This window comes from Alteromonas sp. ABH4_457 (assembly GCF_056160625.1).
In genome coordinates, this window is record NZ_JBSWXN010000008.1 from 209422 (window position 1) to 222546 (window position 13125).

At 51.1% G+C, this 13125-nt stretch carries 8 protein-coding genes; 5 read left to right on the forward strand and 3 right to left on the reverse strand.

Annotated features, from left to right (window positions below):
- The first annotated feature begins 99 nt into the window (after positions 1-99).
- Together ACXAGR_RS20860 and ACXAGR_RS20865 are read left to right on the forward strand one after the other, a co-directional pair.
- Positions 100-630: a DUF3016 domain-containing protein gene (locus ACXAGR_RS20860; protein ID WP_474845070.1), complete on the forward strand. Its 531-nt coding sequence runs from the start codon at positions 100-102 to the stop codon at positions 628-630.
- A 231-nt stretch (positions 631-861) separates the two neighbouring features.
- A complete protein-coding gene (locus ACXAGR_RS20865; RefSeq protein WP_474852312.1) occupies positions 862-5337 on the forward strand; it encodes an ExeM/NucH family extracellular endonuclease in 4476 nt (1491 codons plus the stop codon).
- Positions 5338-5424: 87 nt separating this feature from the next.
- Here the strand turns inward: ACXAGR_RS20865 and ACXAGR_RS20870 are convergent, their stop codons facing one another.
- On the reverse strand, positions 5425-7185 hold the full coding sequence (locus tag ACXAGR_RS20870) for an acyl-CoA dehydrogenase family protein (RefSeq protein ID WP_474852314.1): 1761 nt from the start codon (positions 7183-7185) through the stop codon (positions 5425-5427).
- Positions 7186-7458: 273 nt separating this feature from the next.
- On the opposite strand from ACXAGR_RS20870, the gene ACXAGR_RS20875 reads away from it, so the two are divergent.
- From ACXAGR_RS20875 to ACXAGR_RS20885, 3 genes are all read left to right on the forward strand, one after another.
- Positions 7459-9327, forward strand: coding sequence for an acyltransferase family protein (locus ACXAGR_RS20875; RefSeq protein WP_474852316.1), 1869 nt, complete (start codon positions 7459-7461; stop codon positions 9325-9327).
- A gap of 119 nt (positions 9328-9446) precedes the next feature.
- On the forward strand, positions 9447-10196 hold the full coding sequence (locus tag ACXAGR_RS20880) for an SDR family NAD(P)-dependent oxidoreductase (protein WP_474852318.1): 750 nt from the start codon (positions 9447-9449) through the stop codon (positions 10194-10196).
- A 2-nt stretch (positions 10197-10198) separates the two neighbouring features.
- The gene (locus ACXAGR_RS20885) at positions 10199-11038 is read left to right on the forward strand and encodes an amidohydrolase family protein (protein WP_474852320.1); all 840 of its coding nucleotides are present in this window, start codon (positions 10199-10201) and stop codon (positions 11036-11038) included.
- 57 nt (positions 11039-11095) lie between these two features.
- Here ACXAGR_RS20885 and ACXAGR_RS20890 read toward each other — a convergent pair whose 3' ends face one another.
- Both ACXAGR_RS20890 and ACXAGR_RS20895 read right to left on the reverse strand, forming a co-directional pair.
- Positions 11096-12460 carry a TrkH family potassium uptake protein gene (locus ACXAGR_RS20890; protein ID WP_474852322.1) on the reverse strand — a complete coding sequence of 455 codons (1365 nt, stop codon included), beginning with the start codon at positions 12458-12460 and terminating at the stop codon, positions 11096-11098.
- Positions 12457-13113 carry a potassium channel family protein gene (locus tag ACXAGR_RS20895; protein ID WP_303573770.1) on the reverse strand — a complete coding sequence of 219 codons (657 nt, stop codon included), beginning with the start codon at positions 13111-13113 and terminating at the stop codon, positions 12457-12459. Before ACXAGR_RS20895 ends, ACXAGR_RS20890 begins: the two co-directional genes overlap by 4 nt.
- Positions 13114-13125: the final 12 nt, after the last annotated feature.

The following is a 13125-nucleotide window of genomic DNA, read 5'->3' on the forward strand; positions in this document are numbered from 1 at the left end:
GAGGCGCGGTAAATCCACTCAAAGCAGGCACCGGATAACCGGAGAATGTTTTCGCCGCCCGCGGGCAACGCGGCCGAAATTATCGGGGAGATGCAAAGCATGAACACATTGATTAGAACTGCACTGGTTTCTCTGACCGCCGGCAGTTTATTGCTGTCTGTACAGGCATGGTCTGCCACCACAGAAATTACCTGGGAAAAGCCGGAGAAGTACACTGATGTGCGTCCTGCTAATGAAAGCCGGGTGAAATTCCGCGAACGCACATTTAAAGCGCTGGACGAATACTTCGCCAAACTGGCAGAGAAGCTGCCTGAAAAAGACAAGCTTGCGATCACGGTGACAAATCTGGATCTTGCCGGCCAGGTGTGGCCAAGCAGTTTTGTCTTTGGCAACGCCACCGGCACCGATGTTCGCATTGTGAAACGGGTGGACATTCCGCGTATTAAATTCAGCTACACCCTCACTAACGAAGCGGGCAAAGTCGTTAAGAGTGCAGATGTTGATTTAAAGGATATGGGATTTTTAGATAACCCCCGTACCTTCACCCAAAATACGCACCTGGGTTACGAAAAAGCCATGATAAAAGAATGGTTTAACGAAGAGATGGCCAGCGCGCTGGTACAAAACTAACCTGTTATCCCGCAACTTTCTTCATTGCCCTGAATTCTCAGGGCACAACCCCTTCCTTGTACATCAATTTTCTCTGATATTCCTGCATCCCTTTGCTGTCAGGCAGTACAGACCATGTGGTCAAAAAAGTACCGCTGCTGGCCAAAAAATTGTCATTTCTTTGTAGTAATTTCTTTATACTCTGCAACTGCACTTTGGGATAGTTTCTAATTACAAGCAGGAGCACTAATAATGAAAGCACCAATCCTGCTTCCTCTCGTATTGGGGATATCAGCATCTGCCATTGGCGATGAACTGCTTATTTCTCAGTATGTTGAAGGGAGTAGCTCTAATAAAGCGATAGAAATCTATAACCCGACAGACAGCGCGGTATCACTGACTGGTTATACACTGTCCATTTATTTCAACGGAAAAACTGCAGCGGGCGCAAACATTGAACTTTCAGGTTCAATCGCAGCGCAAAGTACACAAGTTATTGCCAGTTCAAGTGCCGGAGACACTTTGAAGGCATTGGCTGATGTGCTGACTTCACAGTCCATGTTCAACGGTGATGACGCCATTGTTCTGACTGACAGCAGCGGTAACGTACTGGACAGTATTGGCCAGGTTGGCGTTGACCCCGGTTCTTCCTGGGGCAGCGGCAGTGTAACCACAGCGAACGACACACTCATACGTTTAAGCAGTGTTGCCGGTGGCGATACTGACCCGTTTGATGCCTATGATACGTCGGAATGGGAAGGTCTGGCTCAGGATGATTTCACAGGCCTGGGCAGCCACGATTACACCGGCAGTGGTGATGACGGCGGCGATGATGGCAGTGGCACCGGCGGCGGTGACGAAGACTTAAGCGGTGTTTGCACAAACTGTCCTGATCTGGACAAAGTTGCAGATGCCGGTGAATTTGATGCTGCTACATACTACGCGGCGGTTCAGGCTGAAATCGATGCCAGTTCCGACACCTCTGTTATCCGTCAGGTACTCAGTGAAACCATTTCCGGTCAACGGGTACTGACTTATTCTGAAGTCTGGACGGCATTAACGGAAACCGATGAAGATCCTGCAAATCCTGATAACATCATTCTGATTTATTCCGGCAAATCGATTCCTAAGTCAGAAAACGGCTCCGGCGAGTATTCCAGCCAGCCTGACTACTGGAACCGTGAGCACAGCTGGCCAAAGAGTCATGGTTTCAGCAGCTCGTCAAATGAAGCTTATACCGATATTCAGCACCTGCGTCCGTCTGACATTACTGTAAACAGCAGCCGCAGCAACCTGGATTTCGACAATTCCGACAACGCCCTTTCTGAAGCGCCGGCCAACCGTATCGACAGTGACTCTTTCGAGCCACGTGACGAGGTAAAAGGCGACATCGCGCGGATGATGATGTACATGGATATGCGCTATGAAGGCGCCGGCAGCGATGTTACGCCTGACCTGGTACTGGTTGACCGTATCACCTCAAATGGTGAAGCGGCGCTGGGCAAACTGTGTACGCTGATTGCCTGGAGCAATGCTGATCCTGTAGATGCAGACGAAACCCGTCGTCACAGTGCCATCTATGAATATCAGGGCAACCGTAATCCGTTTGTCGACCATCCTGAATGGATCGACTTATTTTACGATGCAGACAGCTGTGGTGATGTAACCGCGCCCGATCCTGAACCGGAGCCCGATCCGGAACCACAACCTTCCGGCAGCGGTGCACTGATGCTTACCGGTGTATTTGACGGCCCGTTATCCGGCGGTACACCTAAAGGTATCGAATTACTGGTAACGCAGAACATTGATGATCTCAGTGTGTGTGGTGTCGGCGGCGCGAATAATGGTGGCGGTTCTGACGGTCAGGAATTCACTTTCCCTGCGGTATCAGCTGTGGCCGGCCAATTCATTTATGTTGCCAGCGAGGCCACAGGGTTCGCAGACTTCTTCGGTTTTGCACCGGATTACACCAGTGGTGCTATGTCTATCAACGGTGACGATGCCATTGAAGTCTTTTGTGACGGCGCGCTGGCAGATTACTACGGTGACCGTGATACTGACGGCACGGGCACAGACTGGGATTATCTGGACAGCTGGGCTTACCGTACCGGCGGCAGTGCTTCTTCAACGTTTAACATTGCAGACTGGCAGGTTGCCGGTACCAATGTGTTTGACGGTGAAACCAGCAATGCCACTGCGGCAATGCCTTTCCCGCTGGGTTCTTACGTAGCACCAGCCACAGAGCTTTTCTTTTCTGAATACATTGAAGGCGGTTCTAATAATAAAGCGGTTGAGATTGCTAACCTGACATTGTCTGACATCGACCTGAGTACATACGATGTGCAGATTTACTTTAACGGGTCGGCCTCTGCCGGTCAGACATTCACTTTAACCGGCACACTGGCTGCGGGTGATGTATTTGTGCTGGCGCATACTTCTTCGGAAGATCCAATCCTGAATGTGGCAGACATGACCAGCGGCAGCGTTCAGTTCAACGGTGATGATGCTGTTGTGCTACGTAACAATGGCGTGATCATTGACAGTATTGGTGTTATCGGAGAAGACCCCGGTTCATACTGGTCTGGTGGTGACGTGCGTACACAAAACCGCACGCTGGTACGCAAGTCTTCTGTTACGGAAGGCGACAGTGATGCCTATGATGCCTTCGACCCCAGTGTTGAATGGGATGCGTACGCTCAGGATACCTTCGATTACCTCGGTTTCTACGGCACCGGCAATGATGATGGCGGTGACGCATCATTAGGTATTTGCGGTGACGAAGCGACATACATCAGTGCTGTACAGGGAAGCGGTGACAGCTCACCACTTTCAGGTCAGAGCGTGATTGTTGAAGCCATTGTGACCCATGTGACACCGGCTCTGGACGGTTTCTGGATTCAGGAAGAAAGCAGCGACAGTGACGGCGACGAGACAACCTCTGAAGGTGTGTTCATTGCCAGCGCTTCTCTGGCCGGCTCTGTCACTGAAGGTGAGATTGTCCGTTTAGCGGGTACGGTTGGTGAAGACTACGGCCGCACAATGATCACTGCCTCTTCAGAAGCCCTGTCCTGTGGTTCAGGCTCTGTGTCTGCAGTGGCGATTACTCTGCCTATGACAGATGCTTCCGGATTTGAAAAATATGAAGGTATGCTGGTAACCAGTAACGAAAACTGGGTGATCAGCAATATCTATCCGTATTCTGACTTCGGTGAAATCTGGGTGTCTACAGAACGTCTGTTCAACCCGACACAACTGTATGCACCGGGTTCTCAGGAAGCGGCAGACCTGGCGACAGCCAACGGGCTGAACAAGCTGATCATTGACGATAATGCAGACGGTTATGCGTCAGAGTGGATGCTGCCTGCAGGTGGTTTCACACCTTACAACACTATCCGTTCCGGCGACCTGATCACCGGTGTAACCGGCGTGATGGACTATGGCTATTCTGCATACCGAATCCGTCCGGTTGAGGTGCCGTCTTTACTGGCTGATAACTACCGTGAAGATGCGCCAGTGGTATCTGAAGGTAACCTGAAAATTGCCAGCTTCAACGTACTGAACCTGTTCAACGGTGACGGTAATGAAGGTGGTTTCCCAACAGAGCGCGGTGCAGATTCCTATGCAGAATATCAGCGCCAGTTGGCGAAAATTGTCAACGCGCTGGTAGCCATTGATGCTGACGTACTGGGTCTGCTGGAACTGGAAAATGACGGTTTCGGTGCTGACAGTACAGTGGCTCATCTGGTTGATGCGCTGAATGCGGAATTCGGTGAAGGCACTTACGCCTATGTAGATGCCGGTGTTGAACAGTTAGGCACCGATGCGATTACATCAGGTATTCTGTATCGTCCTGCCGTGGTTACACCTTCAGGTGCACCGCAGATTCTGATGGAAGCGAACAGTCCTTCTGATGAGGAAGGCGTGTTGTTTGCAGACTACGGTAACCGTCCGTCGCTGTCACAACTGTTTACACACACTGAAAGCGGTAAAACCTTTGTGGTTGATGTTAACCATCTGAAATCGAAAGGTTCAAGCAGCAGCTGTCAGGAAGACGGTAATACCGAACAGGGTTTCTGTAACCGTAAGCGTACCCGTGCCGCCATGGCCATTGCACAATGGTTGCAAAGCACTTATCAGGACACGCCGATGATCCTGCTGGGAGACTACAACGCTTATGCTCAGGAAGATCCTGTGCAGGTACTGGCAGAAGCCGGTTTTACCGACACCGTGTCTGAATTGAAAGGCAGTGCGTCTTACAGCTATACCTATGACGGCCTTGTGGGTACGCTGGATTACATGTTCAACAACGCCGCTGCCCGCGATATGCTGGTGGATGTTACTGAATGGCACATCAACAGTGATGAACCGGAGTTCTTCGATTATAACGAAGAATATAAGCCGGCTTCATTCCTGAACGAGCTGCCCTTCCGTGCGTCTGACCATGATCCGGTTATCGGTACCTATCAGCTGGACGCAGATGTGCAGGCAGTGACAGGTGACTGGGACGGCGACGAAGACGTGGATAACAATGATATCCGCAGTTTCATGTTTGCTATCATCGCCCGTCAGGCTATCGACATGGCTTTCGATTTAAATAATGACGGCAAAGTGAATACCCGTGACATCGCAGTAATGCGTTCGTTATGTACACGCAGCCGCTGTGCGACGGAAGACGCGCAGAACAACGGTGCCCGCCGCAATCTTGGGGCGCTGTTACGCAGCAGATAAATACTGCTGATTTGATATAAATGAGAAGGGCGCCTTGCATTGCAGGCGCCCTTCTTTTTTATCTGTTGCTATTGTTGCCAGTGATAATCAGCGGTAGTCAAACTCACTGCCACTGACGGCAAGTACATTCTCAGCGCCGCTTAACATGGCTGACAAGTGCGCGTCCCGCCGTGGCAAGATACGTGCAATGTAAAAATCTGCACACTTTTGTTTCGCTGCGGCAAAGGTGGGATTGTCTCCCTGCGCGGCTTTATCTGCCATGCTGTACCAGCACAGACCAGTTAATGAATACGCTGTGTATGCCAGATAATCACAGGCCGCAGCCGCTACAAATACCGGATCTTTGTCCAGGCAGGCAGTGGATGCATCCATCCAGCTGCTCAGGAGAGTCTGCGCATTCTGTCTGGCGTCTGAATCTGTCATAGCGTCAACAAGTCCGGCAAACACATCGCAAGTCGCTTTCAGCATGTTGCCGCCATCGCGGGTCAGTTTTCGGCCAATTAAATCCAGCGCCTGTATGCCATTGGTACCTTCATACAACTGGGCTATACGCACATCCCGCATCAGTTGCTCCATGCCCCATTCCCGGATGTAGCCGTGTCCGCCGAATATCTGGATCCCCAGGCTGGTGGTTTCCAGCCCCATATCAGTGAAGAATGCTTTGCAGACCGGGGTCAGAAATTGCAGAACCTGACCGGCGTGTTGTTTCTCGTCCTCTGTCCCGTAGTGCTCCGCATCCATATACTTTGCATATAACAGTGATAAAGCGCGGCAGCCTTCTGTTAACGTTTTCTGGGTGAGCAGCATACGGGCCACATCAGGCTGAAATACAATAGGATCGGCTTTCGCGTCCGGTTGCTGTACGCCCTGTGGCGCGCGGCTTTGCAGTCTCTCTCTGGCATATGTCAGTGCGCCCTGGAAAGAGGCTTCTGCAGCACCAAGCCCCTGCAGACCTACCTGAAAACGGGCATCATTCATCATGGTAAACATACAGGCCAGGCCCTGGTTTTCACCGCCAACCAGCCAGCCTGTCGCACCATCGAAATTCATTACACAGGTGGGGCTGGCTTTGATCCCCATCTTGTGTTCAATACTGCCCACAGACAGCGAGTTAGCTTCACCCGGTTCTCCCTGACTGTCCGGCATAAACTTCGGCACCAGAAACAGGCTGATCCCCTTCACACCTTTCGGCGCATCAGGTAAACGTGCCAGCACCATATGGATAATATTCGACGTCCAGTCGTGGTCGCCGCCGGTGATGAATATTTTGCTGCCGGTAATGCGATAACTGCCGTCGTCCTGCGGCTCAGCTTTAGTGTTCAGCAAAGCCAGATCGGTACCGGCCTGTGGCTCTGTCAGGTTCATGGTTCCGGTCCACTCTCCGGACACCAGCTTTGCCAGATAAGTGGCTTTTAAATCCTCACTTGCATGGCGGCTGACAGCCAGAACGGCGCTTTCTGTCAGCATAGTCGTCAGGCGCCAGCTCAGGTTGGCTGAGTTCAGCATTTCATGCACCGGCACCGCCATGGTGTAGGGTAATCCCTGACCTTCGTAGTCCACCGGACCAAGCATGGCGTTCCAGCCATTGGCGACATACTCTTCATAGGCCGCAGCAAACCCTTGCGGCGTGGTTACTGCACCATTTGCAAACGTACAGCCGGCTTCGTCACCGCTGCGGTTTAGCGGTGCCACCACGTCTTCTGCAAATCTGGCTCCCTGAGTGAGCACTTCGCTGGCAAGCTCAAAATCGAAATCTTCCAGTCCGGTCGATTGATAATGGTCACTGACGTTCAGCCAGTCCCGCAACAGAAATTGAAAATCCGCCAGTGGCGCCTGATATTGCGGCATGGTTCACTCCAAAGTTAAACGCTTGTTTGAATTTTAACATTATATGCACAAACTCACCGGACAAGATAGCCTGCAGGTTTTAAATTTAGTGTTTGTCATCTGAATGAAAGCATAGTCTATGAGCTGAGAAAGGGCAGCGGTAGCCGTACCAGCGTGAATTAAGCAGACCGGTTGCGGGGTAATCCTGATTATCCCTTTAAGCGTAGTTATGTGATGACAAAAAGTGCCTGGTCAGACGCTCTGAGTTCAGGTATGTGATTTACAGGGAATGAATTGCAATTTCGTAAAGATATAAACGGACTCCGCGCGCTGGCAGTGATTGCCGTGGTGCTTTTTCATTATCAACCGGAATACCTGCCCGGCGGTTTCGCCGGCGTCGATGTGTTCTTTGTGATATCCGGTTTCCTGATGACTTCCATTATCAGCAGGGGGCTGGATAAAAAAACCTTCGGTACCTGGCGGTTCTATTGTGCCAGAGCTAAACGTATCGTTCCTGCTCTGACAGCGGCTTGTCTGGTATTACTGGTGTGCGGCTGGTTTGCTGTCACGCCGGTTGATTATGCAGCGCTGAGTAAGCATATTGCGTCCAGCCTGACTTTTGTTTCGAATATTGTGTACTGGCAGGAGGCCGGTTATTTTGATGCGGCATCGACGCAAAAATGGTTGCTGCACACCTGGTCACTGTCTGTGGAGTGGCAGTTTTATCTCCTTTATCCACTGATACTCATCGGGCTACGTAAACTGTGTGGCAGTGTGTCCCTCAGGCATGTTGTGCTGGCTCTCACCCTGCTGGCCTTCATAGCTAACCTGTGGCTGTCTTTTGCTTATCCTTCAGCAAGCTATTTTTTAATTTCTGCACGGGCCTGGGAAATGCTGGCCGGCGGAGTGGCATTCTTCTATCCGTTAAATGTTTCAGACAAAACGCGGGGTTACCTTGCACTGGCGGGACTGGCGCTCATCGCAATAACCTATTTCGTTATCAGCGAAGATAATCTCTGGCCCGGTTATCTCGCATTCTTTCCGGTTGCCGGCACGTTTATCGTTATTCAGGCGCGGGACGAAAAGAGCGTCATCACAACCAATGTCGTCAATCAGAAACTGGGATTGTGGTCTTACTCCATCTATCTCTGGCACTGGATCATTGTAGTGGCGAACAATATTTACCACCTTGAACTCTCTTTCTGGCTTTTTGTTGCCCTGACTACTCTGGCAGGCTTTTTGTCTTACCGGCTGATAGAGCAGCACCACCGGCCCCGGCGTTACTGGTTGATGTTCATCCTGACCCTTGCGGGGAGTTTATGGGTTTACCAGCAACAGGGAGCGCCGGAGCGCGTGCCGGAGAAATTCCGTCACGATGCTCTGTCTTACCATGAAACCTATTATGGCGGGGCGGGCTACAGTGCCGATGAATGGATTTATTTTCATGCGAAGGACAATGACTACAAGTTTATTCTGATTGGTGACAGTTATTCTCTTCAATATGGCCGTACGTTGCGTGACAGCGGGATCCCGGTGCTCGGACGGTTTTATCATGGCTGTCCCTTCTTTCCCACACTGGCCAAATATGAAGAAGACGGTGAACTTGAAGCTTGCTCAGATCAGTTTGAGGAAGTGAAACAACGGATAGAAGGTAACGACAAGCCGCTGGTTCTGGCCCAGTCATGGGACAGCTATCAGGAAAAAATCATGAAAAAAGACGCCAGTAATAAGCTGGAGCTTACCGAAGAAGAATATAACGACAAAGTCATCGCTGAAATGGAAACCTTTATCTCAAGGTTGGGTGACAGAAAGTATTTTATGGTTGGTGTGCCACAAAAGGCGTGGGTAAATGCTTACGAATGTCTGGCCAGGCAGTCTCTTCCCGCTGCCGGCTTTTTTCCTATATGCAGCAGTACTCAGCCGAAGCAGGACTACTCCGTCAATAGCCGCCTGAAGCAATTTGCTGAAGCGCACAGTAATGTGTGGTACGTGGATCCTGATGCCGCCCTTTGTGAAGGCGAAACCTGTACCATCATTGATGACGGGGAACCGGTTCACTCAGACCGCTCTCATCTTGCGGTGCACGGGGCAGGAAAAGTCTGGCAGGAATTGATGCAGGTGATGGCGTCTGCTGATGTCAGCCTGGCGACGGAGAAGCCCTGACCGCCTGAGATTGTCAGTTATGAAACTGAACGCTGCCGGCACGGTTCATTTTTACTTTTCCTTCAACTGCAGGCATCCTGTTAGCCATTGTGAAGGCGAAAGCTGAAATAGGAAAAGTAATGCAACAATCATCACCTGTTTGCGTGGTCACCGGCGGCAGTTTAGGTATCGGTCTGGCCGTCTGCGAAAAGTTTGCGTCCGGGGGATATCAGGTTATCAATTTAGATATTCGTGATTTCGATAACCCTCCTGAGCACGCGCAATGGATGCAGTGTGATGTCACCAGTGCTGCAGCGGTCAGCGACTGTATCAGTGACATTGCAGCGCGTTTCGGACGTATCGATTGCCTGGTAAGCAATGCGGGTATGCATTTCTCTGCCACCATCGAAGACACTACGCCGGAAGACTTCGATAAGGTGTTCTCTTTAAACGTGAAAGGAGCCTATCATGCAGTACGCGCGGTGTTGCCGGTAATGAAACAGGCGAACAAAGGCGCAATCATCATCATGGCGTCAGACCAGGCGATCATCGGTAAGCGTAATTCTTTTGCTTATAACCTGAGTAAAGCGGCGCTGGCATCCATGGCTAAAACCACCGCGCTGGATTACGCGCCTTATAATATTCGTGCAAACGCGGTTTGCCCGGGCACAATTGAAACGCCTTTGTATCATAACGCCATCGATAAATATGTGGCCGCAAGCGGTGCGGATAAAGCAGAAGTGCACGCAGAAGAGGCCGCTGCACAACCCCTCGGACGGCTGGGGAAACCGGAAGAAGTGGCAGCGTTAACATTCTTCCTTGCCAGTGATGATGCGGCTTTTATCACCGGCAGTCTGCAAAGTATCGACGGCGGCTATACCACACAGTAACCATGAAAATCATCGACGCCCATCTGCACTTATTTGATTTACAGGCCGGTGAATACCGTTGGTTGTCTCCTGACAATCCGCCATTCTGGCCGGATAAACCGGTTATAGCGAAAAATTTCTCTGAGTCTGATTTAGTGGTGTCAGCCCCGTCGCAGCTTACCGGTTTTGTGCATATTGAAGCCGGATTCGACAATGCAAAACCCTGGCGTGAGGCTGATTACCTGGCGCAGCATTGCCATATGCCTTTTCGCGCAGTTGCCGGTTTTGACTTGCTGGCAGGTAATAATCAGCATGTGATTTCAGAATTGCTCAAACGCCCTTGTATTACCGGTGTCAGGCATATTCTGGACGACGAAGCCGCGTCTGTTCTGAACGATTCTGAAGCCAAAGCGAGCCTGGCATTGCTGGCAGAGGCGCGATTGAGTTTTGATGCCCAGTTATCCTTGTATGACACTGCCGGTGTTCAGGCGCTGTCTGCCGTGGCTGCGAATTTTCCTGCTATGCCGTTCATTCTGAATCATGCCGGATTTCCGTTGGCAGATAAAAACATTAAGGTGTGGCAGGACAACCTGAAAGCCTTAAGCAGGGCTGATAATATTGCCGTAAAACTGTCCGGTTGGGAAATGCATAACCGTCAATGGCGTGCTGATGATATTGCGCCGGTGGTGAACACCGTGCATCAGTATTTTGGCGAAAGCCGGGTAATGACAGGCAGTAACTTTCCCTTGTGTACCTGGCACAGTGATTACGGTGCTTTCTGGCGCACAATAACGCAGGCAGTACCCGCCGTGTGTGCAGAAAAATGGCTGAGTGAAAATAGTCTGTACTGGTATTTTGGTTAGCCTGCCGGCTATTCAGGTAATCCACACCGGCAAGCTTAAAGATAAGGTCTGAGACTTTTATCCGATAGAAATTCGGCTGTCAGGGTAGCGAACATGACGTTGTCTCGGACTTGCCAGCAAATAGGCGAGGGTAAGCGGCCCCAGCCGGCCAAGGAACATCAGCACAATAATAATGCCTTCACCGGCAGCGGATAAGCTTCCTGTCAGTCCTCTCGACAGGCCCACCGTGCCCATCGCGGATACGGCTTCAAAGACGATATCCAGAAAAGGGGCATCCTCTGTGATGGTCAGCAGAAAAATCGCCACCCAGGTCACCCCGCCTGAAATCACCGTGAGAGCCAGGGCCTTAGACACGGTTTCTGTCCGGATGGTACGCTGAAAAAGCGTTGGCGCGTGGTCGCGGCGCAGAAAATTGTAAGTGGCAGTCAGAAGTACCACGAAGGTTACGACTTTGATACCGCTGGCGGTACTCATTGACCCGCCGCCGATAAACATCAGCAGCAACATAAGGGTGACAGAGCCGTCTTCCAGCGCAGCGATGTCCAGGGTGTTAAAACCCGCGGTTCTTGGTGTGACTGCCTGAAACCAGGAAGCCCACCATTTACCCGCCGCGTCCAGCTTGCCCAGTGTGTCCGGGTTATCGTATTCAATGACATAAATAAGCAATAACGCGACTACGTTGATGATGACCGTACCGGCTATCATGGTTTTACTGTAAGGCGTAAGCGTTTGCCAGCTTCGTTTTTTAACCAGATCTATCCATACAGAAAAGCCCAGCCCGCCAGTGATGAACAACGCGGTAATCGTAATATTAACTACAGGATCGCTGACATACCGGGACAGACTGTCCGGCTGCAGTGCAAAGCCGGCGTTATTGAACGCGGATATGGTATAGAAGAAGGCTTCGTATGCGGCCGTTGACCAGCCTGATTCCGCCTGCCAGTAGCAGGTCAGGATCAGCATGCCTGCGGCTTCTGTTACCAGTGCAAAAAGAATAACGGCTTTGGCGGTACTGACCAGTGACGACGTGTCGGTTTCATTAAACGCTTCTTTCACCGCGCTTTGTTGCAGAAAACTTATCTTACTGCCTACCGCAACCAGTGTTACAACCGCAAAGGTCATTAAACCGAGACCGCCAAATTGAATGAGGCCGGCAATAACGGTTTGTCCGAAAAGGGTGAAGCCGGTTCCGGTATCCACAACGGCGAGCCCCGTTACTGTCACCGCTGAGGTGGCGGTGAACAGGCTTTGCGTCCAGGTGATTGGTGCTGTGGTGGCAAAGGGCAATTTAAGCAGCAGGGTGCCAAGAACGATAAAGCTCAGAAAGCTAAACGACAGGATAAGAGGCGGAGCCGCCTGAATTTTTCGCGCGCCTTTCGGCTTTCGTTCCAGCGGGCGGTTCGCCGGTAACCAGCGTTTCAATGTTTAAGTCTCGGCGCAATTTTTACCAGCACTTCCCTGGGACCACTCAGCACCAGCTGATCTTCTGGTTTCAGTTGAAACGCCATGTCAGGCGTACAGTGTATCTGATGCTTACGTTTAACCATCAGGCAGTGAATATCATCTTTGTAGCCGTTAATGACTGTATCCAGGGTCATGGGGGACTTAGTCTGCGGTACCACCACTTCTACAATGTAATGGCCGTGGCCCAAACTCAGATAGTCGCTGACCATAGGGTAATTCAATGCCTGAGCCACGCGAACGCCCATCTCTTCTTCAGGGTGAATGATGCGGCTCACATCCAGTTTTGAAAGAATGGTGTGATGCGCCTTGCTGTTAGCCTTCACCCAGATATTTTGCACACCTTCATTTTTCAGGTTCAGCACACACAGCAAGCTGGCCTGCATATCTTCACCGATGGCGACAAGCACGGCATCACTGTCGTGAAGACTCAGTTCTGCCATGGCTCTTTCGTCGGTTGCGTCACAGATAAGGGTTTGGGTCAGTTCGGTAGAATATTGTTCAGCCAGCTTTTCATCGCTGTCGATACCGGTAACAGTGTGACCCAGATGGATCAGCTCTAAACTGGTGGTAATGCCAAAGCGGCCAAGGCCGATGACAGTAAAATGCGCCATAAGTGCTCCAGA

Bases quoted from the DNA above. Each gene is read 5' to 3' on its own strand.
- ACXAGR_RS20860 (WP_474845070.1), top strand. From the start codon at position 100: ATGAACACATTGATTAGAACTGCACTGGTTTCTCTGACCGCCGGCAGT.
- ACXAGR_RS20870 (WP_474852314.1), bottom strand. From the start codon at position 7,185: ATGCCGCAATATCAGGCGCCACTGGCGGATTTTCAATTTCTGTTGCGG.
- ACXAGR_RS20880 (WP_474852318.1), top strand. From the start codon at position 9,447: ATGCAACAATCATCACCTGTTTGCGTGGTCACCGGCGGCAGTTTAGGT.
- ACXAGR_RS20865 (WP_474852312.1), top strand. From the start codon at position 862: ATGAAAGCACCAATCCTGCTTCCTCTCGTATTGGGGATATCAGCATCT.
- ACXAGR_RS20895 (WP_303573770.1), bottom strand. From the start codon at position 13,113: ATGGCGCATTTTACTGTCATCGGCCTTGGCCGCTTTGGCATTACCACC.
- ACXAGR_RS20885 (WP_474852320.1), top strand. From the start codon at position 10,199: ATGAAAATCATCGACGCCCATCTGCACTTATTTGATTTACAGGCCGGT.